Genomic DNA, 23,865 nt, shown 5'->3' with positions numbered 1-23,865 from the left:
AGTCGCGCAGGTCGTTCGGAAGTCCTCAGGGCGACGGCCGAGAGTTCTTCCGCCCGGCAGTTCCTCGTTCCGATGGTGCTGCCGGACTACGGCTCGACGCGGTAGTACCGGCCTTCTTCGTCCAATCGCATACGCAGCGCTTCCAGCACCGGCCGCTGCCCCTTGTGCAGTTTCGTCTCGGCATCCGCCGCGACGATCCAGCGCGCATCGTCGACCTCCGGGATCGTGATCCGCTTACCGGACTTCGGCGGCCATTCGACCTCGCACTTGTTGCTTTCGACGAAGTCCAGCTCGTCCGTCGTCTCTCCTGCGTAGATGCTGACGATCTTGCCGGACGACTGCCGGTAGCGACCGAGCAACGACAGCGGCACGTCCGGCGGTTCGACCCCGCACTCCTCGGTGAACTCGCGCAGGGCGACCTCCCGGGGGTCCTCCTCCGGCCCGTACTCCCCCTTCGGCACCGACCAGGCCGCTTCGTCCTTCCCCTTCCAGAACGGGCCGCCGGGGTGGACGAGCCACACGCTGAGCAGACCGGTGTCGTCGACGCGGTAGAACATCAGACCTGCGCTGGTGACGGCCATCATTGCTCCTGTATGCCTGCGACAGGTTGACGCAGGATGGTTTTCAGCTTCTCGGGGGCCGTGCGGCGAGGGTCGGACAGATAGATCTCGTGGTGGTCGCCGGCGAACGTCACCCCTCGTTCGGGCATCACCTGCGTGTGCAGGCACTGCAGGACGGGGCCTTCGTCGTCGTACGGCCCGACGTGCAGGATCTGCAGCGCCCTGCCCTCCGCCAGCCGGAACGGCCGCACACGCGGCAGGGACGGGAGCGGATTCTTCTTCGCCCGGGCCTTGTCGCCCGCCGTCTCGATCGCGTCGTTCATCATGTCGTCGGTGATCCAGGGCGGCTGCGCGATGAGCATGCGCCACGACCAGGAGTCCTTGTCCCGCGTGAGGAAGGTGGTCATTTCCTCACTCCACCACAGGCCTTCGAGAGGTCCGACGACGAAATCCCGCCCGAGTTCCTTCTTGGAGGTGAACTTCAGGGTGTACGCCACCGAGTAGAGGGCCTCGACGGCATCGGCGTACTCCTCGGAACCGTTCGGATCACCCTTGCCGTCCACGGCGAGGTAGTCGAACTCGGGAGCGTGCACCTCGGCGAAATCCTCGGCCGAGCACGAGTACAGCTCGCGGTGCTCACGCTTGATGTCGTATTTGTCCACGGCGCCCCTTCCGTTCGAGGACGAGAATAGGCGCCCGACAGCATCCGTACGCGCGATCGACACCCCTTCGCCCCGCAGCCGATCGCGTCTAGCATCGTCCCCATGCTCGACGAGAGCACCCAGAAGACATTCGAGGAGAACCGCACCCACCTGCTGTCGGTGGCGTACCGCCTCACCGGCAGCATCGCCGACGCCGAGGACGCCGTGCAGGACGCATGGCTGCGACTCGTGGGCGCGGATGTCTCCGAGGTGCGCGACCTGCGTGCCTGGCTGACGACAGTCGTAGGACGGTTGTGCCTCGACAGACTGCGCTCGGCCGCGGTGCGCCGCGAGACCTACGTGGGCCAGTGGCTGCCCGAACCCGTCGTGGCGCCCCTCGGCTCCCTCGCTCCCCCGGACCCGCTCGACGAGATCGTGCGCGACGAGGACAACCGCCTGGCCGCGCTCGTCGTCCTCGACAGCCTGACACCGGCACAGCGCGTGGCGTTCGTGCTCCACGACGCGTTCGACATCTCGTTCGACGACATCGCCCGCATCCTCGGCGTCGCCACCCCGACCGCCCGCCAGCTGGCCTCCCGCGCCCGCCGTACGGTCTCGGCCGTTCCACCGCCGAGTTCACCGGCCGAACACGAGGAGGTCGTCGGGCGGCTCGTCGCGGCCTTCGCGGGCGCCGACCTCGACGCCGTCGTCGCCGCGCTCCATCCCGACGCCCGCATGATCGGCGACGCCGGCGGCACGACCCGTACGGCGCTGAACGTCGTGGTCGGAGCCGAGAAGGTCGCGCGGTTCATCCTCGGACTGCTGCGGCTCTACGGAGCCGAGGCGTTGACGGCCTTCGAACCGGTCCTCGTCAACGGCGAGATGGGTCTGTTGAACCGCGGTCGCCCGGCCGAGGACGGTCGGCCGGGCTTCCCTCCGCGCGTAACGGCGTGGACCGTGCGGGACGGACGGATCTGGGCGGCCTACGACATCGCGAACCCCGAGAAGCTCGGACGCGGAGTGCTCCTGCCCGACAGCATCTTCGACTAGGCGTCACGCGTTCCCGGCTTCGTCGGCCCAGGGTACCCGGCAGGCGTCCGTGCTGAATCCCTGATCGTGGATGCCCAGCGCCGAGTTCATGCGCGCACGCATGTTCTCGAGCGCGATCTGATAGGTGAGTTCGACGACGCCCGCCGGCCCGAAACGACGCTCGAGGTCGGCGACCTGTTCGTCGGTGACCTCCTTCGCCACGTCGCCGGTCATCGCATCGGCATAGGCGATCGCGGCTTTCTCGTCGTCGCTGTAGAGATCGGAGGTCTCGTACTCGGCGATGTGGGCGAGTCGTTCGGTGTCGAGTCCGTCCAGTCGCTGCAGCATCGTCCCGAAGTCGATGCACCACGAGCATCCGACGGTCCACGCCACGCGGTAGACGGCGATCTCCCGGACCGCGGCGGGCAGGACGGTGGAGGCGCGTTGGGCGAGCATCTCGTGGACTCCGCTCGTACGCACCAACCGCGGATGGTGCGCGGCCACCGCGAAGGGTTCGGGGACCGAACCGAACCTGCGGCGGGCGAGCGCATACATCGCACGGGTCATCGGACCGGTGCGGTCGGGAGCGACGGCTTCGAGTCGTGCCATGACGGTGTCCTTCCGGTGCGACCGACGGATACTCCGCCGGTTCGAGGTGGCCTACATCATGGAGACGAGGCAGACCTCACGGATGTGACACCGCGGGCGCTACGCTGCAGGAATGGCTGATTCGACGACTTCGGGACGAGTTCGTACGGTCTCCCGGTTACGACCGTTCGCCTCGACGATCTTCGCCGAGATGACCGAACTCGCCGTCCGGCACGGCGCGATCAACCTCGGGCAGGGATTTCCCGACGTCGACGGCCCGCCCGCAATGCTCGAGATCGCCCGCCGCGCCATCACCGAGGGGGTCAACCAGTACCCGCCCGGGTCCGGCATGCCGGTCCTGCGCGAGGCGATCGCCGCCGACCGCGCCGCACGGTACGGCCTGCACCACGACCCCGAATCCGAGGTGCTCGTCACCGTCGGTGCCACCGAGGCGATCAGCGCCGCCATCCTCGGGCTCGTCGAACCCGGAGAGGAGGTGCTCCTCACGGAGCCGTACTACGACTCGTATGCGGCCTCGGTGGCGCTCGCCGGCGCGACGCGACGGACCGTGCCGCTGGCCCGTTCCGGGAACGGTTTCGTGCTCGACGTCGACGCCCTGCGCGCCGCCGTCACCGACCGGACACGGATGCTGGTCGTCAACAGCCCGCACAATCCCACCAGCACCGTCTACGACCGTGAAGCGCTGACCGCCCTGGCCGAGCTCGCCTGCGAACGCGAACTGCTGGTGCTGTCCGACGAGGTGTACGAGCATCTGGTCTTCGACGGCCGCACGCACATCCCGATCGCATCGTTGCCCGGCATGGCCGAACGGACGATCACGGTCTCGAGTGCCGCCAAGACCTTCAACGTCACCGGATGGAAGATCGGGTGGGCGATGGGCCCGCGCGAGCTGATCGACGGGGTGCGCGCCGCGAAACAGTTCATGACGTTCGTCGGTGGGGCGCCCTTCCAACCGGCGGTCGCACATGCGTTGACGCACGAACAGGAATGGATCGCGTCGATGCGCGCCGACCTCGAGCGCAAGCGAACGTTCCTGTCCCACGCACTCTCCGAGGCCGGCCTGAATGTGTTCGACTCCGCCGGAACGTATTTCGTGTGCGCCGATCTGACACCCCTCGGCCGGACCGACGCGGTGGCCTTCTGCCGGGAACTTCCGGGCCGCATCGGGGTGGCCGCGGTACCGGTGAGCGTCTTCGTGGACGACACCGCGTCATGGAACCATCTGGTGCGCTTCGCGTTCTGCAAACGGGACGAGGTGCTCACCGAAGCGGTGGCACGTCTGAACGGATTGCAGGAGGCGCGCTAGATGTTGCGACCGACCATCCCGTCGGACTTCGTGTCGCGAGCGGTACAGGTGGGAGCCGAGGAGGGCATCGATCTGCAACCGGCCCTCGAGGCAGCACGCATCAGCCGCGCGGTGCTCACCCATCCCCATGCCCGGCTCACGCCCGCCCAGGTCAGTCGTTTCACGCAGGTGGTCTGGCAGATCACCGACGACGAACTCTTCGGCATCGCAGCGGCTCCCGTGCCCCGCGGCACCTTCCGGGTTATGTGCCTGACCCTCATCCACCGACCCGATCTCGACCACGCTCTGCAACGGATGATCGAGGTGAACCATGTCATCCGGTCCCTGCCGCAGTTGAGCCTGACCCCGGGTGCGTCCACCACCTTCCTGGACGTGGAACTGCCGGAGGTCGTGGACGACAAGACCCGCGTGGTGGTGGATTTCCTTCTCATGCTGCTGCACCGCTTCGCCGCGTGGCTGGTGGGTGGGCGTGTCCCCCTCGAGTCGGTGTTCCTGCCGTACACCGAACCCGATCCCGTCCTGGCCCGCAGTTACGACGCGATCTTCGGCGTGCCGGTGACCTTCGGTGCGGGACGGGCCGCGCTCGAGATCGACAATGCTGCACTGAAGTCGCCACTCGTGCAGACCGAGGAATCACTCGAGGAGTACCTGCGGGATTCTCCGAATCTCATTCTCTCCGAACGTGAATACGAGTCGACGGTGTCGTCCCAGGTGCGGCGGATCTTCGAATCGGGCATCGACGGCCGGACGGCGACCGCCGAGGACATCGCCGGCAGGCTCGCGGTGAGCCCTCCCCATCTGCGACGCCTGCTCCGCCAGGAGGGCACGTCGCTGGGGCAGTTGCGCGAGGAGGTCCTCCGCGACCTCGCGATCGCGGGCCTGAGACGCGGTGAAGCGGTCGACGATCTGTCGTCCCGGCTCGGTTTCTCCGAGCCGAGCGCCTTCCGCCGTGCGTTCAAGAGGTGGACCGGAAACACCCCTCGCGCATACCGAGAGCACCGCTGACGCGCACCGGCTGCCGACCGTCGCGACGCCACCGGATACCCGGCCGGTTCCGGAACGAAACTCGATTCGACCAGGAGTTATGGGCGAGGAGTCGGTACGCGGACATGTCGGGGCCCGGCTTGCATTCCTGCATTTTCAGTGGGAACGTCGGAAGCGAACCGTCATCGACTTTCGAGAGGGTGATCTACGAGCTATGCGCACGACCGTTCGCGACGACTATCCGACCCGCGGTCGCACCGCCTGCGAGTCCGTCGAGAGGAGGGATCCCGTCGTCTGGGGTTCGGCTGCCGGCGGGCCGCTCGACGCCGAGGCCGTGGTCGAATACGACCGCCGCGGGTTCCACACCGCCGAAGGACTTCTCGCCGCCCATGACGTCGGTAACCTTCTGGAGGAGACCTCACGACTCGGCCGGGAACTCGGCGACGACGACCGTGTGGTCCGCGAAAAGGGCAGCGGCGACGTCCGCTCGGTCTTCGACGTGCACCGGCTCAGCGATCTTGTGGACTCGATCGTCCGCAGGTCCGAAATCGCCGGAATCGCACGGCAACTGCTGGGATCCGAGGTGTACGTCCACCAGTCGCGGCTCAACGTCAAGCCCGGCTTCCGCGGTGGACCGTTCTACTGGCATTCGGACTTCGAGACGTGGCACGCAGAGGACGGCATGCCCAAGCCGCGTGCTCTGAGCATCTCGATCGCCCTCACCGAGAATTACGGCTACAACGGCGGTCTGATGATCATGCCGGGTTCGCACAAGACGTATGTCTCGTGTGCCGGTGAGACGCCCGACGACTACTACCGGGAGTCGCTGGTCACCCACGTTCCGCCGACAGGTTCGCCCGACGAGGACACCCTCACCCGTTTGGCCGCCGAGCACGGTATCGCGACCTTCACCGGCCCGGCGGGGTCGGCGACGGTCTTCGATTCGAACTGCATGCACGGTTCCAACGGGAACATCACTCCGTTCCCGCGCTCGAATCTGTTCGTCGTGTTCAACAGCGTCGAGAACACGCTCGTCGAGCCGTTCGCCGCCTCGAGGCCGCGTCCTCCCTATCTCGGCAGCCGCGATTTCACGCCGCTGAGGTGACCTGAGGCGAGAAGATCCCACGACGGGTGGCCGGGACGGTCCTGCGGCGTCCCGGCCACCCGTCGTCAGGGGGACGGCGTGCGGCCCTTCGTGTCGATCGGCATCGCACGTCCGCCGGAGCCGAAGATCGCTCGCCGGAGGGTGAATCTGCCCAGATCGGGGTCGTAGGGCCGGTATGCCGCATACACGAGGACGTGGAGACGTGACTGTAGACGGATGAGCCTGAGGATCTCCGGCGTCAGGCGGCCGTGCAGTTCGAAGGTGTCGATTCCCGACTGGATATAGGCCGCGTACTCACGGGGCGGGGTGTAGGCCCGACGCGGCGACAGGTCGGCGTACAGATCGGTCAGCTGGGCGATCTCGATGTCCACCTCACGCAGACACAGTGCCAGATCCAGATCCTCGTGGATTCTCGGGTCCGTACTGACGACGTCCCGGACACGCTCCCACGCCGAGCGTCGCAGTGCCATGTTCGCGCCGTGCAGATTGTCGATCCGCCGTTCCCCGCCGAATGTTCCTTGCGCGACCCGTTTGTCGATGTACCACTGTTTGAGCCTGCGGTAGGGGGAATCGTAGGAGTTGCTGAGTCCGCTGATCGCTCCCACCTCGGCGGTGTCGTCGCGGGCGAAAAAACTGCGGACGGTGTGCGCCCAATCGGGACGAACCCGCGTGTCCGCATCGATCCGTCCGATGAGATCTCCTGTGGCCGCGTCGTATCCGGCATTGCGCGCGAATGCGACACCCGGTCTTGGCTCGACGATCCGTCGCACGAGGGGCTCGCCGGCGGCAATGGCTTCGATGATCTGCGCGGTGCGATCGGTCGAATTGTTGTCAACGACCAGGATTTCGTGGATCTCCGACTTCTGGGCGAGCAGCACCGCAAGGCATTTCGCGATGTAACGCTCCTCGTTGTGGGCCGGCACGACGATCGACAACCTGTTCGTAGTCATGGAAACGACGCTACCGAACCGACGAGGGCCGGCGGTTCGTCATCGCTGACGACTCCGCCGGCCCTTCGCGCCGCAGACGGTTCAGCCGCGACGGGTGCGCACGGCCTGCGCGAGGCGGTCGAGCTGCGCGACGGTGGTGTCCCAGTCGATGCACGCGTCGGTGATCGACTTGCCGTAGTCGAGCTTGTCGGCCTCGCCGAGGGTCAGGTCCTGACGTCCCGCCTCGATGAAGCTCTCGAGCATCAGTCCGACTATGCCCTTCTCGCCGGCCTCGATGCGCTCGGCGACATCGGTGACGACGTCGACCTGCTTGTTGTGGTCCTTGCGGCTGTTGCCGTGGCTTGCGTCGATGACGACACGCTCGGGAAGACCGGCCTTGCGCAGGCGGGCCATCGTGTCGGCCACGGTCTCGGCGTCGTAGTTCGGCCCCGCGCTGCCACCGCGCAGGATGACGTGGCAGTCCGGGTTGCCTACGGTCTCGATCAGCGCGGCCTGACCGTCGAGGTCGGTGCCGGGGAAGACGTGACTGGCCGCTGCGGCACGGGTGCCGTCGACCGCGACCTGCACGTCACCTTCGGTGGAGTTCTTGATGCCGACGGGCATGGACAGCGCGCTGCACAGCTGGCGGTGAACCTGACTCGCGGCGGTGCGGGCGCCGATGGCTCCGTAGGTGACCAGGTCGGCGTAGTACTGCGGAAGGATCGGGTCGAGGAACTCGCAGCCGACGGGCAGGCCGAGACCGGAGACGTCGAGCAGCAGCTTACGGCCGATGCGCAGACCGGTGTTGATATCGAAGGTGCCGTCGAGGTGCGGGTCGTTGAGCAGACCCTTCCACCCGAGCGTGGTGCGCGGCTTCTCGAAGTACACACGCATCACGACGTGCAGGTCGTCGCGCAGCTCCTCGGCCTTGGCGGCCAGACGGCGCGCGTAGTCCATCGCAGCGGCGGGGTCGTGCACGGAGCAGGGGCCGACCACGACGACGAGACGGTCGTCGGTGCCGTTCAGGATGTCGACGGTGCCGGCGCGGCCCGAACGGACGGTCGCTGCGACGACGGCGTCGGGTGCGTACTCGGCACGGATCTCGGAAGGTGCGACGAGAGGGCTGACCTTGACGGTGCGCTGTTCGTCGAGATTCGACGTGGAGATTCCGGTGGTCGCGGTTCCGGTGCTGGGGCTCATCGATGGTTCCTGTTCTCGGTGGTTCGGATTCCGACCCGAGAGAACCTGAGATTCCGACGAGCCGGTCTGGATCCGGCTCGTAGGTGAAGAAGTCAGCGCGCGGTCACGCCGACCGACCCACCCCGGGCCGGCCTGCTAAACCAGAAATATGCACGCTGCATAGCCCCGGACTGTACCAGGACGGCCGATGCGCCTGTCAAACCGCCCCCGCACGGGAACGAAGAGGTGCCCCGTCAGCGTGGGCCCGTGGGCAGGACGACACGCCCGAAGGTCGTGCTCAGCACCCCGGCAGCGGAGGTGTACCAGGCGCCGGCGGCAGCGGCGAGCCCGAAATAACCCCCGACCCTCGTCGGACCGGCCTGCTCCAGTAGCGCTCCGAGGGCGAGGAAGACGAAGACGAAGACGGCGAGGAGTACCGAGAAGGTGACGAAGGGGGCCGTGCCGATCCGGGTACCGGCTGAACGCCGTCGCTCCGAAGACGTTGCGCTTCAGGAACTCCCACATTCCGGCGGCGATCGACCTCCCGAACTTCTAATGTGGCGAGCATGAGCACGCACGTCGTCCGCAGCCGCCATGTCGCTCGGGTCGTCCGATGCCCACCGCGCCGGGTCTACGAGTTCGCCGCGGATCCCGACAACCTGCCGAAGTGGGCGGCCGGTCTGGCACAAAGCGAGGTGCGGCGGATCGGCGACGCCCTCGTCGCGGACTCCCCGATGGGCGAGGTCACCGTGCGGTTCGTCGGCGCCAACGATTACGGGGTGCTCGACCACGAGGTGACACTGCCGTCGGGTACGACGGTGCACAACCCGATGCGGGTACTCCCCCATCCGGACGGTGCCGAAGTCGTCCTCACCGTCCGGCAGATCGAACTGACCGACGACGAGTTCGACCGCGACACGCGCATGGTGGAAGAGGACCTCGCGCGACTCGCGGCGCTCCTCGAGTCGTGACCCTTCGGAACAGGAGAACGTGAATGGCCCGCAAGATCGCCACCAACACCGCGGTCGGCCTGCAGGAACTGCTGGACTTCGTCCGGCCCCGGCACCGAATGATCCTCATGACGCAACGCGACGACGGCACACCGCAGGCCTCCCCCGTCACCGGCGGCGTCGACGACCGCGGACGCATCGTGATCGCGACCTATCCCCGGCGCGCCAAGACCCGCAACGCCCGCAGCCGGCCCGAGGTCGGTGTCGTCGTGCTGTCCGACGACTGGAACGACGCGTGGGTGCAGGTCGACGGAACCGCGGAGGTGATCGATGCCCACGACGACGTCGAACCGCTCGTCGAGTACTTCCGCAACATCGCCGGGGAACATTCGGACTGGGACGAGTACCGGCAGGCCATGCGCGATCAGCGCAAGTCGCTGATCCGGATCACCCCGACCCGCTGGAGCCCGGTGGCCACGGGAGGCTTCCCACCCGAACTGGCATAGATACCTCACCGCCCGCGTCGACCACGTGCCCCGCGATCCGTCGCAGGGGCACGTTGCGTTCCTCGGACAACTTCCGGAGCAGGACGAACGCATCGTCGGCACCCACCGCGAAGCGTTCCATGAGATCACCCTTCGGACCGCGCGCCGCTCGACCGCTCCCTGTTGCCGACCTCCCCCGATGCCACGCCACATACTTGCATCGACCTCCCGGCGTGCCGAAGAACCCTAGTGCGAAGAGCAGGTCGCATTGGTCACGAGCGGCCGGCGGTCTACCGCCACGGCACGCGTTCCGGGTCGCGCAGCATCCGCCGTGCCGTGGACATCCGGTGCACCTCGTCGGGGCCGTCGTAGATACGGGCGTAGCGCGCCCGCCGGTACATCCCCTCGAGCGGCGTGTCGGCGGTGAGACCGAGCGCCCCGTACACCTGGATCGCACGGTCGACGACATCGTGCAGCATCTGCGCGCCGCGGAACTTGATGAGCCCGATCCGGACCCGGGCGTCCTCCCCCGCATCCATCACCCGCGCGGCGTCCAGCGTCATCAGACGGGCGGCCTGGATGTCGGCGGCGGATTCGGCGATGTAGCGCTGGATCTCACCCTTCTCGGCGAGCAGCGATCCGTGGGCGAAGCGGGAGTTGGCGCGCGCACACATGAGTTCGAAGGCCCGTTGGGCCTGGCCGAGCCACCGCATGCAGTGGAAGATCCGTCCCGGCCCGAGCCGGTCCTGCGCGACGACGAAGCCGTTGCCGCGTTCACCGAGCACGTTCTCCTCGGGAACGCGCGCACCGTCGTACCGCACCTCGTAGTGATCGCTCGGGTCGTGCCCCATCGTGGGGATCGCCCGCACGATCTCGAGTCCGGGGGTGTCGATGGGCACGATGATCGCGCTGATGCTGCGGTGCAGCGGAGTCGACTCGGGTTCGGTCCGGGCGAAGACCGTGCAGTAGCCGGCCTGCGCGGCGCCGGTGGTGAACCACTTGTGCCCGTCGATCACCCATTCGCCGTTCTCGAGCCGGGCGGTGGTCTGCACGAGCACGGGGTCGGATCCCGCCACCTCCGGCTCGGTCATGCCGACAGAGGGCAGGATGTCGCCGGAGACGAGCCCTGGGATCCAGCGCTCGCGTTGTTCGGCGGTGCCGTGCCGCTGGATCATCAGGGCGTCCTGCATGGACACCGATCCCACCGCGAGCTGACCGTACTCGGAGCGGCCGATGATCTCGTTGAGGTAGACGAAGTCGAGGAAGGGAACCCCGCCCCCTCCCATCTCCTCGGGATGCCCCAGAGCCCACAGCCCGAGTTCCTTCGCCCTGGCCTTCAGCCCGACGAGCGCCTCGGCGGCCTTGTCGTCGTGACGGCTCAGGACGGGTTCGAGAGGAATCACCTCGTCGTCGATGAACGAACGCATGCGGGTGCATAGCTCGGCCACCCGCCCTTCGGGCCGGTTCGCAGTCATGCCCGCCAATCTATCGGCGCACACGTGCACTCACATAGCGTTCCGTCCGGCCCGGGTGTGGAAATCCGTCCGCCGGGGCATTCTGGGGCGAGTCCATCCTGCGACGCGACGAGCACGGAGGTGCCATGCCGGATCCGTCCGACCGAGTACCCGAATACGAACACACCGAAGACGGTCATCTCGTCGAGAGCCGGGCGGAGGATTTCGCCCATGCGCGCAGCCTGCCCGTCGACCCGGACTGGTTCAAGACCGCGGTGTTCTACGAGGTTCTCGCCCGCGCTTTCAACGACTCGAACAACGACGGCACCGGCGACCTACGGGGGCTGACCGAGAAACTCGACTACATCGCATGGCTCGGCGCCGACTGCATCTGGCTGCCGCCCTTCTACGATTCACCGCTCCGCGACGGCGGCTACGACATCCGCGACTTCCGGTCGGTGCTACCGGAATTCGGCACGGTCGAAGATTTCGTGCTCTTCCTCGACGAGGCGCACAAACGCGGTATCCGCGTCATCACCGACCTCGTCATGAACCACACGTCCGACACGCACGCGTGGTTCCAGGAATCGCGGAGCGACCCCGACGGGCCGTACGGCGACTTCTACGTGTGGTCGGATGTCGACGACCGATACCAGGAAGCCCGCATCATCTTCGTCGACACCGAGACGTCCAACTGGACGTGGGATCCGGTGCGCAAGCAGTACTACTGGCACCGGTTCTTCTCGCACCAGCCCGACCTGAACTACGACAACCCCGAAGTACAGGACGCGATGCTCGACGTCCTGCGGTTCTGGCTCGATCTCGGCATCGACGGGTTCCGCCTCGACGCGGTCCCCTATCTGTTCGAGCGTGAGGGGACTAACTGCGAGAACCTCCCCGAGACGCACGCCTTCCTCAAGAAGTGCCGTGCGGTGATGGATGCCGAATATCCCGGCCGGGTGATGCTGGCGGAGGCGAACCAGTGGCCCACCGACGTCGTCGAGTACTTCGGCGAACCCGAAATCGGCGACGAGTGCCACATGGCTTTCCACTTCCCGCTGATGCCGCGCATCTTCATGGCGGTGCGGCGACAGAACCGTTTCCCGATCTCGGAGATCCTCGCCCAGACCCCGCCGATCCCGAAGACCGCCCAGTGGGGCATCTTCCTCCGCAATCACGACGAGCTGACCCTCGAGATGGTGACGGACGAGGAACGCGACTACATGTACGCCGAGTACGTCACCGACCCGCGGATGCGCGCGAACATCGGCATCCGCCGTCGTCTGGCGCCGTTGCTGGAGAACGACCGCAACCAGCTCGAGCTCTTCACCGCTCTGTTGCTGAGCCTGCCGGGCTCCCCCGTACTGTACTACGGCGACGAGATCGGCATGGGCGACAACATCTGGCTCGGCGACCGCGACGCGGTGCGGACCCCGATGCAGTGGACCCCCGACCGCAACGCGGGCTTCTCCCGCGCCGATCCGGGCCGGTTGTACCTGCCGGTGATCATGGATCCCACCTACGGGTACCAGGCGGTGAACGTCGAATCGCAGATGAACTCGACGAACTCGCTGTTGCACTGGACGCGGCGGATGATCCAGGTCCGCAAGCAGCATCCGGCCTTCGGTGAGGCCTCGTTCACCGAACTCGGCAGCGCGAATCCCGCGATCCTGTCCTATCTGCGCGAGATGTTGCCCGGCCCGGAACGCAACTACAGCGACGTCATCCTGTGCGTGAACAACCTGTCGCGCTATCCGCAGGCGGTCGTCCTCGATCTGTCGCGCTTCGCCGGGTGGATCCCGGTGGAGCTGACCGGGTCCGTCCCGTTCCCGACGATCACGGAGGAGGGTTACATGATCACCCTGCCCGGTCACGGATTCTTCTGGTTCGCGCTGCAACCCGATCCGTCCAAGGAGGGACCGGGCGAACACCCGGTGAGCAGCGAAGCGGAAGCGGCGGTGCAGCCGTGACGACCAACAACGAGCTCTACCCGGACGAACGGCTCGTCGAGGATCTGCGCGAATGGATGCCGCACCAGCGATGGTTCGCGGCCAAGGGCCACACCATCACCGGGATCGGTGTCGTCCTGCGTAATCCGCTCGTGGAGGAGTCCGGTTTCGGGGCCGACCATCTGATCGTGAAGGTCTCGTTCGACTCGACCGCGGACCAGATCTATCAGGTGCCCCTCGGTTTCCGTTCCCATCTCCCCGAGGAACTGCAGTCGTGGAGCGTGGTCGGCCCCGACGACTCCCACGACCACGGCCTGCACGTCTACGACGGCCTCCGCGATCAGGAGATCCTCGACCGGTATTCGCGCAATCTGGCGAGCGGCACCCCCGCCGGCCCGGTGGATCTCCACACCGTGCCGGGTGCGGTCATCGAACCGGGCCTGCGTGGGCGTGCGCTGAGCGCGGAGCAGTCCAACACCTCCGTGGTCCTCGGAGAGAAGTTGCTGCTCAAGATGTTTCGTCGGCTCACGCTCGGCATCAATCCGGACGTCGAACTGCCGCTCGCGCTCGGCGAGGACGGATGTCGGTCGATCGCCCCGATCCGGGCATGGATCGAAGCGGAGGTCGACGGGGTCCGCACCACGCTGGCGATGGTGCAGGACTTCGCGGCGAACTCGGCCGACGGCTGGTCGATGGCACTCGGCAGTGTCCGGGACCTGCTCCTGGAAGGAGACCTGCGCGCCGACGAGGTGGGCACCGACTTCGCCGGGGAATCCCATCGCATCGGTGCGGCCGTGGCGGATGTGCACGCCCATCTCGGCTCCGCGCTCGGCACCGACGAGCGCGCCGCCGCCGAACTGGCCGAGGGCATGATCCGCCGGCTCGAGGGTGCGGCGGCCGAGGTCCCCGAGCTCGCCGAACTCACCGACGCGGTCCGGGCCCGGTTCGATGAGGTTGCGGCGCTGGGTCAGGTTCCGGTGCACCGCATCCACGGCGACCTGCATCTCGGGCAGGTGCTGCGTACCCCCGAGCGCTGGTTGCTCATCGACTTCGAGGGCGAACCCGCGAAGTCGCTCGAGGAGCGCCGCAAGCCCGACAGTCCGTTCCGGGACGTGGCGGGAATGCTGCGGTCGTTCGACTACGCCGCGCATCATTCGATCCGTGAATCCGAACAAGGCACGGCGGTGGAGTCGCAGCGGGAGTTCCGGGCCCGGGAGTGGGCCGAACGCAACTGTGCCGCCTTCTGCGACGGCTACGCAGCTGCCTCGGGCACGGATCCACGGGGCTCCGACGTCCTGCTGCGTGGTTACGAGCTCGACAAGGCGGTCTACGAGGTGGTCTACGAGGCTCGGCACCGTCCCTCGTGGCTTCATCTGCCGCTCGAGGCGATCCGTCGTCTCACCGCCCGCTGACCACCCCCCGAACGCGGGAAGGGGAGAGATGCCGTGGCATCTCTCCCCTTCCTCGTCGTGCGGGTCAGCTCACCTGGAGCAGCAGTTCGTCCTCGACGACGTCCGCCGTGACCCGGTTGCCCTCGGCGAGCACGTCGTCGAGCAGCATGTCGGCGATGCGGTCGTCGACCACCCGGGAGATCGAGCGGCGCAACGGACGGGCACCGAACTCGGGCTGGTGACCGTTGCGGGCGATCCACGCCACCGCGTCGGCGGTGAACTCGAGGTCGATCCCCCTGCTCTGCAGCCGCTTCCGGCTGTCGTCGAGCAGCAGCTCGGTGATCCGGTGCAGCTGGTCGTCGTCGAGCTTGCGGAACATCACGATCTCGTCGATGCGGTTGAGGAACTCCGGCCGCATCGATTCGCGCAGCCGTCCCATGACCCGGTCACGCAGCGGCTTCTCGGCCGCCTCGGCGTCACCGGTGGTGAAGCCGAGCGCGCCTCCGCGGCTCGAGATGATGTCCGAACCGAGGTTGCTGGTCATGATGACGACGGTATTGGTGAAGTCCACCGTGCGTCCCTCACCGTCAGTGAGGCGACCGTCGTCGAGGACCTGCAGCAGTGTGTTGAACACGTCCGGGTGCGCCTTCTCGATCTCGTCGAGCAGCACCACCGAGTAGGGGTGGCGACGCACCTGTTCGGTGAGCTGTCCGGCCTCGCCGTAACCGACGTAACCGGGAGGGGCGCCGACGAGACGGCTCACGGTGTGGCGTTCGCCGAACTCGCTCATATCGATGCGCAGCATGGTGCGCTCGTCACCGAAGAGCACCTCGGCGAGGGCCTTCGCGAGCTCGGTCTTGCCGACGCCGGTGGGACCGAGGAACAGGAAGCTGCCCACCGGACGACGCGGGTCGCTCATGCCGGAGCGGCTGCGCCGCACGGCACGTGCCACGGCGTGGACGGCTTCGTCCTGTCCGACGACGCGCTTGTGCAGCTCGTCCTCGAGAGTGCGCAGCCTCTCCTTCTCGGCGCGGGTCATCCGCGATGCGGGGACTCCGGTGGCCCGCGAGACGATCTCGGCGATCAGCTCCGGGTCGACGGTCGGAGTTCCCTCTCCGTTGCCCTCGCTGTCGCCACCGTCGATCCGAGCCTGGACGCGAAGGATCTCGTCGCGGATGCGCGAGGCATCCTCGTACTGTTCGGCCTCGACGGCGCGATCCTTCTCCGCTTCGAGTTCGTCCAGCCTCGAACGCAGTTCGGTCACGTCGGTGCGCGGCACCCGCAGGCGCAGTCGTGCACCGGCCTGGTCGACGAGGTCGATCGCCTTGTCCGGCAGGTGCCGGTCGGGCAGGTACCGCATCGACAGGTCGACGGCCGCTTCGAGCGCTTCGTCGGTGTACCGGACCTTGTGGAACTCGGCGTACCGATCGGCGAGACCCTTCAGGATCGCGACGGCGTCGTCGCGTGCCGGCTCGTCGACCGTGACGGGCTGGAAACGGCGTTCGAGCGCCGGATCCTTCTCGATGTGCTTGCGGTACTCGTCGAGGGTGGTCGCACCGACGACATGCAGTTCACCGCGGGCGAGCTTCGGCTTGAGGATGTTCGCCGCGTCCATCGCGCCCTCGCTGCCGGCGCCTGCACCGACGACGGTGTGGATCTCGTCGATGAAGACGATGAGCTTGCCCTGCTGGGCGGTGATCTCGTCGAGCGCTGTGGTGAGACGTTCCTCGAAGTCGCCCCGGTATCGGGTTCCGGCGACCATCGCCGTCAGGTCGAGCTGGACGATCCGCTTGTCCTGCAGGATGTCCGGGACGTCCCCGTCGACGATGCGCTGGGCGAGTCCTTCGACGATGGCGGTCTTGCCGACGCCGGCCTCACCGACGAGCACCGGGTTGTTCTTGGTGCGTCGCGCGAGGATCTCGATCGTCTGCTCGATCTCGTCGGTACGGCCGATGACGGGGTCGATGCCGCCGCCGCGCGCCCGCTCGGTGAGGTCGACGCCGAATTTGTCGAGCGTCGGCGTCGGGGTCTCCTCCGCGGCGGGAGCTGCGGGGGTGGGCTGCAGTGCGGTCTGCAACGCCTGCGGGGTCACGCCCAGGGACGCCAGCAGGCGTCCGGGAGCGCGGGTCTGGTCGGCCGCGAGCGTGAAGAACAGGTGCTCGGGGTCGATGTAGGTGGAGCCGAGCGCACGCGAGAGCTGGTGCGCTTCGAGGAGTGCGGTCTTCACGGCACCGGTCAGTGCGGGTGCGGAGACGGCCTCACCGGGGCGGCTCTGCGGCAGCCGCTGGTCGACGGCGGCAGCGACGTCGGCGGGGTCGGCTCCGGCGCGCGTCATGACCGTGCGGGACGGATCCTGCTCCGCCATCGCGCGGAGGAGGTGGAGCACGTCGAGTTCCGCGTCACCACGGTCGGTGGCGTAGCGCGCTGCGTGGGCGAGGAGGTCCTGGGTACCGCGGCTCATGAAACGTGTGATGTCCATTCGGCCGGGGCCACCAGGCCCGAAGAATGCCGGCATTCCGAAGCCTTTCTGTCGAACTTGAGCCATTCTCACTCAACTAACGTGCCCAGAGCGCTCTCAATTCCCACATGGAAGTGATCCGGAACACCTATCGAGTTGTGGCCATTAATGTTGTGTACAACAAAACGGTGCGCTACATTCATTCCCGTGCCGTCTCCACTCGAACTCGACCAGCAGGTGTGCTTCGCGCTCTACCGCGCCTCCCGCACCATCACGGCCGCATATCGGCCACATCTCGATCGGCTGGGCATCACCTACCCGCAGTACCTGGTCCTCCTGGCGCTGTGGGAACGCGATGCGCGAGGCGTGCAGGATCTGTGCGACTCGCTCGATCTCGACACAGGCACACTCTCTCCCCTGCTCAAACGGCTCGAGGCCGCCGGATACGTCGAACGACGCCGGCAGCAGACCGACGAACGTCGTGTCGTCGTCCACCTCACCGAATCGGGAGATGCACTCCGGACAGAGGCCACGGACATCCCCGGCTGCGTGACGCGGGACAGCCGGTTCGACGTCGACGAACTGGTCGCGCTGCGCGAGACGCTCCACCGCCTGACCGCCGCGTTGCAGGAAGCACCCGGCGCACTCTCGAAGAAAGGCAGGACATCGTGAACATCATCTACACCGCCGAAGCACTCGCCACCGGAGCAGGCCGCGACGGCCACGCCCGCACCAGCGACGGCAAGCTCGACCTCGACCTGTCCATCCCCACCGAGATGGGCGGCAGCGGCAAGGGCACCAACCCCGAACAACTCTTCGCCGCCGGGTACGCCGCGTGCTTCCACTCGGCACTGCAGATGATCGCCCGACAGGAGAAGGCAGACGTCAGCGACTCCGCGGTCGGCGCCCGCGTCGGCATCGGCCCGACCGACGGCGGCGGATTCGGTCTCGCCGTCACCCTCGAGGTGACTCTTCCGAACCTCCCCCGCGAGCAGGCGCTCGAGCTCACCGAGAAGGCCCATCAGGTGTGCCCGTACTCCAACGCGACCCGCGGCAACATCGACGTCACCCTCGAGGTGACGGAGGACTGAGTCACCCTCGAAGGTGACGGAGGACTGAGTCACCCTGCGCTGCGCACATGTCCGCGCCGACCCGTAGCGTGGACACGTGCGCACGCAGGACCGGTCGCAACTCGCGCTGTTCGCGACCGAACTCGATTTCCCCCTCGACGACTTCCAGGTCGAGGCCTGCCGCGCCCTCGAGGACGACCGCGACGTCCTGGTGTGCGCCCCCACCGGGGCGGGCAAGACCGTCGTCGGTGAATTCGCCGCCCGTCTCGCGCTCGCAGCGGGCGGACGCTGCTTCTACACCACCCCCATCAAGGCGCTGAGCAACCAGAAGTACTTCGACCTGTCGCGTCGCTTCGGCGACGACCGCGTCGGTCTGCTCACCGGCGACATCTCGCTGGACCCGCGCGCGCCCGTGGTCGTCATGACCACCGAAGTGCTGCGCAGCATGCTGCACGGCGGCTCCCCGCTCCTGCACGGACTCACCCACGTCGTCATGGACGAGGTGCACTATCTCGCCGACCGCGAGCGCGGTGCGGTGTGGGAGGAAGCGATCCTCTCCCTTCCCGATGACGTGCGGCTGACCAGCCTGTCGGCCACGGTGAGCAACGCCGAGGAGTTCGGCGGCTGGCTGCGCGGCGTCCGTGGCGACCTCGCGGTCGTCGTCGAGGAGACCCGGCCCGTCCCGCTCACCCAGCACATGCTCGCCGGCGGGCGGCTGTTCGACCTGTTGTCCCCGTCCGGCACCGTCGACGAGACCCTCGAGCGGTACATCGCCCACCGCCAGCTCGTCGAGGCCGCGCCCGGCCCCGCGACCGGCCGTGGACGACGACGGCGACGTGCGCGCGGAGCACCCGGACCGGCCGGTGCCGACCTGCCCGAGGTCGTCGCCCGGCTCGAGGCCGAACAACTGTTGCCGGCCATCTGGTTCCGGTTCAGCCGCAACGGGTGCGACGGCGCCGTCGCCGAATGCCTCGAATCGTCGGTTCGGCTCACCGAGGCGGCCGACGTCGCCGAGATCCGCGCGGTCGCCGACCGGCACACCGCAGCGCTGCCGCCCGCAGATCTCGACGCCGTCGGTCACGCCGAGTGGCTCGAAGGACTCGAACGCGGTTTCGCCGCGCACCACGCCGGTCTGATCCCGGCCTTCCGTCACACCGTCGAGGAGTTGTTCGCCCGCGGTCTCGTGCGGGTCGTGTTCGCCACTGAGACCCTCGCCGTGGGGGTGAACATGCCGGCGCGCACCGTCGTCCTCGAACGCCTCGTCAAACCCACCGCCGACGGACCGGTGCGCCTCTCCCCCGGCGAGTACACCCAGCTCACCGGTCGCGCCGGTCGGCGCGGCATCGATGTCGAAGGCCACGCCGTCGTGCTGTGGAGTCCCGAGGCCGCCCCCGCGACCGTCGCCGGCCTCGCCGGCGCACGCTCGTACCCGCTCCACAGTTCGCTGCGCGTCGGCTACAACACCGCGGTCAACCTGGTCGCCGGTCGCGGCATCCCCGGCTCCCGCGAGTTCCTGCGACGCTCGTTCGCCCAGTTCCAGGCCGAACGATCCGTCGCGGCGCTCACCGACGCCGTCCGCGCGAACACGACGGCGCTGCGTGATCTCGACACCGAACTCGGGGACGCCGAGGGCTTCACCGAGTACCGGCACCTGTGCGACCGGCTCGCCGAGGCACGACGCTCCGGTTCGGCCGAGCTGGTGACGTCGCTGGCACGGGCGGTGCGGTCGCATCCTGCGCATCGACGCGGCGATAGGGAGCGCCTCCTCGCCCTCTCTGCGCGACGCGCCGCGGTGCACGGCGACACCGAACGGATGCGGTCGCAGATCGACACGGTCACCGGACGCCTCGTCGAGACCTTCGATCGCACACTGGATCTGCTCGAGGAGCGGGGTTATCTGCTCCGCGACCCGATGGGCGGGTCGGCCTACGTCACCGACGACGGTCGTCGTCTGGGCCGGATCTACTGCGCGAACGACCTTCTCGTCGCCGAATGCGTGCGGACGGGCGCGTGGTCGGGGCTGACACCGGCCGAGCTCGCCGCCGTCGCCTCGAGCGCTCTGGGCGAGACCCGGCGCCGCACCGTCGGAGTCCCGGGACGCACCACCCCGGCGATCGACGAGGCGCTGCGCGCCACCTCACGGCTGTGGAGCGAACTCGCCGGACGCGAAGAGCGTCTCGGCCTGGAAGTGGGGCCGGATCCGGATCCCATCGCCGTCGCCGCGATCCACCGCTGGGCACGCGGGGACGGACTCGCCGCCGCCCTGCGCACCGCATCGGATGCGGGGCTCTCGGCAGGCGATCTGGTCCGGCGTTATCTGCGCACCCTCGACCTCGTGGATCAGACCGGACTGTGCCGACGCGACGATCTGCCGCCGGTCTCGTTCACCCTGACCTGAGAACTGCAGGATCTACGGTATCGAAAGATCTAGGGCATCGAGTACTCGACGGAGCACACCCGCTCCGACAGTTCCCACAACCTCCGCGCCAGGATCTCGTCGCGTGACCGCGAGGTGGACTGCACCCGCTTCGGCCGGCCGCGCATCTCGAAGAAGGAATCCGGCCCGTAGTAGCCACCCGGCTCCGCATTCGGTGAGGTCGCCGCGTAGAGCGTCGGGAGCGCACCCTGCTGCGGGGACTGCCCGATGATCGGGGTGACGAGTTCGACGATCTTCCCGTGCCAGGACTCGCTGCGGTACTGCAGATTCGTCGACGAATAACCCGGATGCGCGGCAAGCGAACTCACGCTCGATCCGGCTGCGGTCAGGCGTCGCTGCAGTTCGTACGCGAACAACAGGTTCGCGAGCTTCGACTGCCCGTAGGCGAGCCACCGCTCGTAGCGGCGACGTTCCCAATCGATGTCGTCGAGATCGATGCTGCCGATGCGGTGCATCGTGCTGCTGACCGTCACCACCCGGTCGGTGATGCGGTCGAGCAGCAACCCGGTGAGCGCGAAGTGGCCGAAGTGATTGGTACCGATCTGCATCTCGAAACCGTCGGCCGTCCGCCGCAGCGGTACCGCCATGACGCCGGCGTTGTTGACCAGGACGTCGATACGCTCGTGCTCGGCACGCACCTCGTCGGCGAACGCACGGATCGACGAGAGATCCGCCAGGTCCAGACGGCGCACGGTGGCGCGGTCGCCGAGATCGGCCGCGACCGACTCACCCTTGGCGACATCGCGGCACGCGAGCACCACCTCGGCACCGGCGTGCGCCAGCGCCCGGGCGGTCTCTGCACCGAGTCCGCTGTTGGCCCCCGTCACGATCATCGTGCGTCCCGACAGATCCGGAATATCGTTCGTGGTCCACCCCATGCCCGCCACCCTACGGACGCGCGCCGCGTGGCGACACTCCCGTTTCCGGCGTCGACGGTCCCGATGGATCGCATCCTCGCCGTGGGGCGCACCTGCTCGTAGACTTCCCCGGAACTCACGACCGCAGGCGCGCGGGGGCGCATGCACGACAGGGAGGTTCCATCGATGGGGCACCACCCCGGACGTCCGGACCGCGAACTCGCCGCAGCGTTGCGGAACGGGGAGCCGGACGCCACGGCAGCGGTCTTCGACCGTTTCGCCCCCGGCCTGTACGCGTACGCGTGCGGCTTCGTCGCCGTGTCATCGGCCTCGGACGTGGTGTACGACGCGGTCTGGACGGCGACCGCGCGGATCCGGTCGCTGCGCGACGAGAGTCTCCTGCGGGCCTGGCTCTACGCCGTGGTCCGTGCCGAATGCATCCGCGTGCTCGAGCGCACCGGCTCCGCCCTCGAATATCTCCCCGCGGCCGACCCCGCCTATCAGGCCGCTTCCGACGTGCTCGACGTCCGTGAGGCGGTCCACCTGCTCGACGGCACCGCGCGCGAGGTCGTCGACCTGATGGTCCGGCATCACTTCTCGTTCCACGAGATCGAGGCGTTGCTCGGTTCCGCCGGCGAGGGACATGTCCTCGCCCATGCGCAGGACTTCGTCGACCGTGCGGTGCCCCGCGTGCCGAATGCGCTCGGAACGTTCTCGCTTCTCCCCTTCACCCCTCTGCCCGCGCACCTGCGTGGACGGCTGCTCACGGTGCAGCCCTCGGAGGCGGAACTGCTCGATCTCGGGCGCCGGCTCGAACCGCTGGACCGGGAGGGCTTCCCCCGTCGCGATCGTCGGGCGAAGCGCACCGTTCCCGTCATCGCGGCGTCGGTGGCGGTGTTCGCGGTGCTGGGCGTCGGTGCGTTGTTCGTGTTCCCGCAGGCCGAGCCCGTCGAGCGGCAGGTCCTGCGTCCTGCGGCCGAGCCGACGCTCGACATCGGGTCGCCGGTGGCGACGAGCACGACCGCAGCGACGACCGAGACCACGCCCACCGAGCCCGCGGAGACGACGACGGGGGAACCCGAGTTCGAGGCACCGGTGGTGACCCCCACCTCGGCAGCGACCGCCGAGCCCGCTGCGGAATCCACCGCCGCTTCCGCCACCACGGCGACATCGACCGTCGGTGGCTTCACCAGGCGCGGCGGGCCGGGTCGCGGGACCGAGCCGGACGAGGACCGCCCGCGCCGGGACACCGAGGAGAGCGACACGCCGAACACCGGGACGCCTCGCCCCACCACGGGGACGCCCACCTCACCGCGGCCGATGCCGACGCTGCCGACCTTCCCTCCGCGCGGCGGGGTATGAGGTGGGCATCCCCGTCACACGGCGGAGACGAGGACGTAACACGACGGGACTACCTTCGCGGAGTCGAGCACTCGCATTCCGGGGACGAAGGAGGACCCGGTCGTGGCACCACGCCGTAGATCCGCGTTGCTGGACGAGCTCCGCGTCGACGTACCGGGCCGCCCGCAGGACGTGATCCTCGAAGAGTTGCGCCGCGCCTTCCTCTCCGGAGCCGCACCCCCGGGCACACCGATCCCCGTCGGGGAGGTCACGGAGCTGTTCGGGGTGAGTCGCATCCCGGTCCGGGAAGCACTCGAGACCCTCATCGGCGAAGGTCTCGTGACCCACCGGCAGAACCATGGATACATCGTCGCCCAGCTGACGATCGCGGAGCTGCGCGAGATGTATTCAGTCCGTGAGACTCTCGAATCGGCGTCGCTCACGGCGGCCGTGCGCAACGCCACCGAGGAGGACGACCGGCGCGCCGAAGAGTCGCACCGTCTTCTCGAATGCGCTGTGCAGGAAGGCGACTCGCGTGGCTATCACCGCGAGAGCCGGGTAACTCTCCGGCAATATCGCTCCATTACGGTCTGCACATCGGAATTCACCACCGCCGTTGATGTTCCGTCGATCGATTCGACTCCGCCCACCGGGCTCGCACCGGGACACGGGCGGCTCCCCCTCGCACAGGAGCAGGCATGACCGAAGTGCTGACACCGAGCGCCGGCAACGTCCCCGCCGCAGCCCCGCCGCCCGCGACCGGATACGACCCGCGGTTGACCAACGACGACCTCGCCCCGCTGAAGAACCAGCGGTGGGGTTCGTACAACATCTTCGCGTTCTGGATGTCCGACGTCCACAGCGTGGGCGGGTACGTCACCGCCGGAAGCCTGTTCGCTCTCGGTCTGGCCAGCTGGCAGGTCCTCGTGGCCCTGCTCGTGGGCATCACGATCGTCTACTTCTTCTGCAATCTCGTCGTCAAGGTGTCGGCCCCCGAGACCGCCGGAAGGCACTAGCCTCAAACTTTCGTCTGGCTAGGCTGACCTGCGGATAAGTCGTAGGTGGCTGCGTTGTCGGATGAAGGCATGAGGGATCGCCGGCGCTGCGTTCGCCGGTTCTCCATGATTGCTC

22 protein-coding genes and 2 pseudogenes are annotated in these 23,865 nt (G+C 67.8%); 14 read left to right on the top strand and 10 right to left on the bottom strand.

Translation table 11 applies throughout. From position 1 onward, the window contains the following. Positions 1-86: 86 nt before the first annotated feature. Entirely contained in the window at positions 87-581 is a 495-nt protein-coding gene (locus tag K3M35_RS15830; protein WP_220666675.1) for an NUDIX domain-containing protein, read from the bottom strand. Next, positions 581-1,222, bottom strand: a complete 642-nt coding sequence (locus tag K3M35_RS15825; protein ID WP_220666674.1) for a GyrI-like domain-containing protein — start codon at positions 1,220-1,222, stop codon at positions 581-583. Before K3M35_RS15825 ends, K3M35_RS15830 begins: the two co-directional genes overlap by 1 nt. A 102-nt stretch (positions 1,223-1,324) precedes the next feature. On the opposite strand from K3M35_RS15825, the gene K3M35_RS15820 reads away from it, so the two are divergent. Beyond that, entirely contained in the window at positions 1,325-2,251 is a 927-nt protein-coding gene (locus K3M35_RS15820) for a sigma-70 family RNA polymerase sigma factor (RefSeq protein ID WP_220666673.1), read from the top strand. 3 nt (positions 2,252-2,254) lie between these two features. On the opposite strand, the gene K3M35_RS15815 is transcribed toward K3M35_RS15820, so the two are convergent. Beyond that, positions 2,255-2,839, bottom strand: a complete 585-nt coding sequence (locus tag K3M35_RS15815; RefSeq protein ID WP_220666672.1) for a carboxymuconolactone decarboxylase family protein — start codon at positions 2,837-2,839, stop codon at positions 2,255-2,257. Between the two features lie 112 nt (positions 2,840-2,951). On the opposite strand from K3M35_RS15815, the gene K3M35_RS15810 reads away from it, so the two are divergent. From K3M35_RS15810 to thpD, 3 genes are all read left to right on the top strand, one after another. Next, positions 2,952-4,145, top strand: a complete 1,194-nt coding sequence (locus K3M35_RS15810; protein ID WP_220666671.1) for a pyridoxal phosphate-dependent aminotransferase — start codon at positions 2,952-2,954, stop codon at positions 4,143-4,145. Then, positions 4,146-5,150 (top strand): AraC family transcriptional regulator, encoded by a 1,005-nt coding sequence (locus K3M35_RS15805; RefSeq protein ID WP_220666670.1) that lies wholly within the window; start codon positions 4,146-4,148, stop codon positions 5,148-5,150. It begins immediately after the preceding gene. Positions 5,151-5,343: 193 nt separating this feature from the next. Next, on the top strand, positions 5,344-6,234 hold the full coding sequence (thpD, locus tag K3M35_RS15800; protein ID WP_220666669.1) for an ectoine hydroxylase: 891 nt from the start codon (positions 5,344-5,346) through the stop codon (positions 6,232-6,234). A gap of 65 nt (positions 6,235-6,299) precedes the next feature. On the opposite strand, the gene K3M35_RS15795 is transcribed toward thpD, so the two are convergent. The 3 genes from K3M35_RS15795 to K3M35_RS26920 all read right to left on the bottom strand — a co-directional run bounded on the left by K3M35_RS15795 (position 6,300) and on the right by K3M35_RS26920 (position 8,809). After that, entirely contained in the window at positions 6,300-7,184 is an 885-nt protein-coding gene (locus K3M35_RS15795; protein WP_220666668.1) for a glycosyltransferase family 2 protein, read from the bottom strand. Between the two features lie 81 nt (positions 7,185-7,265). After that, positions 7,266-8,363, bottom strand: coding sequence for a 3-deoxy-7-phosphoheptulonate synthase (locus tag K3M35_RS15790; protein ID WP_220666667.1), 1,098 nt, complete (start codon positions 8,361-8,363; stop codon positions 7,266-7,268). Positions 8,364-8,596: 233 nt separating this feature from the next. After that, complete coding sequence (locus tag K3M35_RS26920; RefSeq protein WP_220666725.1) at positions 8,597-8,809, bottom strand: GPR1/FUN34/YaaH family transporter; 213 nt, start codon at positions 8,807-8,809, stop codon at positions 8,597-8,599. A gap of 99 nt (positions 8,810-8,908) precedes the next feature. Here K3M35_RS26920 and K3M35_RS15780 point away from each other — a divergent pair, with 99 nt between their 5' ends. Continuing rightward, positions 8,909-9,313, top strand: a complete 405-nt coding sequence (locus tag K3M35_RS15780; protein ID WP_024103059.1) for an SRPBCC family protein — start codon at positions 8,909-8,911, stop codon at positions 9,311-9,313. A 23-nt stretch (positions 9,314-9,336) separates the two neighbouring features. After that, on the top strand, positions 9,337-9,798 hold the full coding sequence (locus tag K3M35_RS15775; protein ID WP_006551722.1) for a PPOX class F420-dependent oxidoreductase: 462 nt from the start codon (positions 9,337-9,339) through the stop codon (positions 9,796-9,798). Here K3M35_RS15775 and K3M35_RS26190 read toward each other — a convergent pair. Both K3M35_RS26190 and K3M35_RS15765 read right to left on the bottom strand, forming a co-directional pair. Next, positions 9,740-9,919, bottom strand: coding sequence for an ANTAR domain-containing protein (locus tag K3M35_RS26190; RefSeq protein ID WP_228044897.1), 180 nt, complete (start codon positions 9,917-9,919; stop codon positions 9,740-9,742). The two genes, K3M35_RS15775 and K3M35_RS26190, sit on opposite strands and share 59 nt — an antisense overlap. Before the next feature lie 148 nt (positions 9,920-10,067). Then, positions 10,068-11,252: an acyl-CoA dehydrogenase family protein gene (locus tag K3M35_RS15765; protein WP_183079167.1), complete on the bottom strand. Its 1,185-nt coding sequence runs from the start codon at positions 11,250-11,252 to the stop codon at positions 10,068-10,070. Between the two features lie 125 nt (positions 11,253-11,377). Here K3M35_RS15765 and treS point away from each other — a divergent pair, with 125 nt between their 5' ends. Then, complete coding sequence (gene treS, locus K3M35_RS15760) at positions 11,378-13,201, top strand: maltose alpha-D-glucosyltransferase (RefSeq protein ID WP_220666666.1); 1,824 nt, start codon at positions 11,378-11,380, stop codon at positions 13,199-13,201. Between the two features lie 56 nt (positions 13,202-13,257). Then, positions 13,258-14,592 carry a phosphotransferase gene (locus K3M35_RS15755; protein ID WP_259444115.1) on the top strand — a complete coding sequence of 445 codons (1,335 nt, stop codon included), beginning with the start codon at positions 13,258-13,260 and terminating at the stop codon, positions 14,590-14,592. Between the two features lie 64 nt (positions 14,593-14,656). Here K3M35_RS15755 and K3M35_RS15750 read toward each other — a convergent pair whose 3' ends face one another. Continuing rightward, positions 14,657-17,086 carry an ATP-dependent Clp protease ATP-binding subunit gene (locus K3M35_RS15750; protein ID WP_220666664.1) on the bottom strand — a complete coding sequence of 810 codons (2,430 nt, stop codon included), beginning with the start codon at positions 17,084-17,086 and terminating at the stop codon, positions 14,657-14,659. Between the two features lie 150 nt (positions 17,087-17,236). On the opposite strand from K3M35_RS15750, the gene K3M35_RS15745 reads away from it, so the two are divergent. From K3M35_RS15745 to K3M35_RS15735, 3 genes are all read left to right on the top strand, one after another. Beyond that, a complete protein-coding gene (locus K3M35_RS15745) occupies positions 17,237-17,701 on the top strand; it encodes a MarR family winged helix-turn-helix transcriptional regulator (protein ID WP_064255932.1) in 465 nt (154 codons plus the stop codon). Beyond that, complete coding sequence (locus tag K3M35_RS15740) at positions 17,698-18,120, top strand: organic hydroperoxide resistance protein (protein ID WP_006551727.1); 423 nt, start codon at positions 17,698-17,700, stop codon at positions 18,118-18,120. The genes K3M35_RS15745 and K3M35_RS15740 overlap by 4 nt, the downstream gene beginning before the upstream one ends. Before the next feature lie 76 nt (positions 18,121-18,196). Beyond that, entirely contained in the window at positions 18,197-20,497 is a 2,301-nt protein-coding gene (locus K3M35_RS15735; protein WP_220666663.1) for an RNA helicase, read from the top strand. 29 nt (positions 20,498-20,526) lie between these two features. On the opposite strand, the gene K3M35_RS15730 is transcribed toward K3M35_RS15735, so the two are convergent. After that, positions 20,527-21,414: an oxidoreductase gene (locus K3M35_RS15730; RefSeq protein WP_024103050.1), complete on the bottom strand. Its 888-nt coding sequence runs from the start codon at positions 21,412-21,414 to the stop codon at positions 20,527-20,529. 165 nt (positions 21,415-21,579) lie between these two features. Here K3M35_RS15730 and K3M35_RS15725 point away from each other — a divergent pair, with 165 nt between their 5' ends. The 3 genes and pseudogenes from K3M35_RS15725 to K3M35_RS15715 form a co-directional block, all read left to right on the top strand. Continuing rightward, positions 21,580-22,755 (top strand): RNA polymerase sigma factor, encoded by a 1,176-nt coding sequence (locus K3M35_RS15725; protein WP_121208772.1) that lies wholly within the window; start codon positions 21,580-21,582, stop codon positions 22,753-22,755. A gap of 102 nt (positions 22,756-22,857) precedes the next feature. Beyond that, positions 22,858-23,292 (top strand): annotated as a pseudogene (locus K3M35_RS15720) (GntR family transcriptional regulator); the annotation flags it as partial. 140 nt (positions 23,293-23,432) lie between these two features. Beyond that, positions 23,433-23,723: pseudogene (locus K3M35_RS15715) on the top strand (cytosine permease); the annotation flags it as partial. Positions 23,724-23,865: the final 142 nt, after the last annotated feature.

This window comes from Rhodococcus sp. DMU2021, assembly GCF_019641445.1.
Lineage (GTDB): Bacteria > Actinomycetota > Actinomycetes > Mycobacteriales > Mycobacteriaceae > Rhodococcus > Rhodococcus pyridinivorans.
The sequence above is the reverse complement of the archived record's forward strand: the minus strand, read 5'-3'. Positions and strand labels throughout refer to the sequence as shown.

Excerpts from the sequence above, each read along its gene's own strand:
- K3M35_RS15815 (WP_220666672.1), bottom strand. The coding sequence starts at position 2,839 with ATGGCACGACTCGAAGCCGTCGCTCCCGACCGCACCGGTCCGATGACC.
- K3M35_RS26190 (WP_228044897.1), bottom strand. The coding sequence starts at position 9,919 with ATGGAACGCTTCGCGGTGGGTGCCGACGATGCGTTCGTCCTGCTCCGG.
- K3M35_RS15795 (WP_220666668.1), bottom strand. The coding sequence starts at position 7,184 with ATGACTACGAACAGGTTGTCGATCGTCGTGCCGGCCCACAACGAGGAG.
- K3M35_RS15805 (WP_220666670.1), top strand. The coding sequence starts at position 4,146 with ATGTTGCGACCGACCATCCCGTCGGACTTCGTGTCGCGAGCGGTACAG.
- K3M35_RS15750 (WP_220666664.1), bottom strand. The coding sequence starts at position 17,086 with ATGCCGGCATTCTTCGGGCCTGGTGGCCCCGGCCGAATGGACATCACA.
- K3M35_RS15725 (WP_121208772.1), top strand. The coding sequence starts at position 21,580 with ATGGGGCACCACCCCGGACGTCCGGACCGCGAACTCGCCGCAGCGTTG.
- K3M35_RS15775 (WP_006551722.1), top strand. The coding sequence starts at position 9,337 with ATGGCCCGCAAGATCGCCACCAACACCGCGGTCGGCCTGCAGGAACTG.
- thpD (WP_220666669.1), top strand. The coding sequence starts at position 5,344 with ATGCGCACGACCGTTCGCGACGACTATCCGACCCGCGGTCGCACCGCC.
- K3M35_RS15780 (WP_024103059.1), top strand. The coding sequence starts at position 8,909 with ATGAGCACGCACGTCGTCCGCAGCCGCCATGTCGCTCGGGTCGTCCGA.
- K3M35_RS15755 (WP_259444115.1), top strand. The coding sequence starts at position 13,258 with ATGCCGCACCAGCGATGGTTCGCGGCCAAGGGCCACACCATCACCGGG.
- K3M35_RS15765 (WP_183079167.1), bottom strand. The coding sequence starts at position 11,252 with ATGACTGCGAACCGGCCCGAAGGGCGGGTGGCCGAGCTATGCACCCGC.
- K3M35_RS15820 (WP_220666673.1), top strand. The coding sequence starts at position 1,325 with ATGCTCGACGAGAGCACCCAGAAGACATTCGAGGAGAACCGCACCCAC.
- K3M35_RS15830 (WP_220666675.1), bottom strand. The coding sequence starts at position 581 with ATGGCCGTCACCAGCGCAGGTCTGATGTTCTACCGCGTCGACGACACC.
- K3M35_RS15810 (WP_220666671.1), top strand. The coding sequence starts at position 2,952 with ATGGCTGATTCGACGACTTCGGGACGAGTTCGTACGGTCTCCCGGTTA.
- treS (WP_220666666.1), top strand. The coding sequence starts at position 11,378 with ATGCCGGATCCGTCCGACCGAGTACCCGAATACGAACACACCGAAGAC.
- K3M35_RS15790 (WP_220666667.1), bottom strand. The coding sequence starts at position 8,363 with ATGAGCCCCAGCACCGGAACCGCGACCACCGGAATCTCCACGTCGAAT.
- K3M35_RS15730 (WP_024103050.1), bottom strand. The coding sequence starts at position 21,414 with ATGGGGTGGACCACGAACGATATTCCGGATCTGTCGGGACGCACGATG.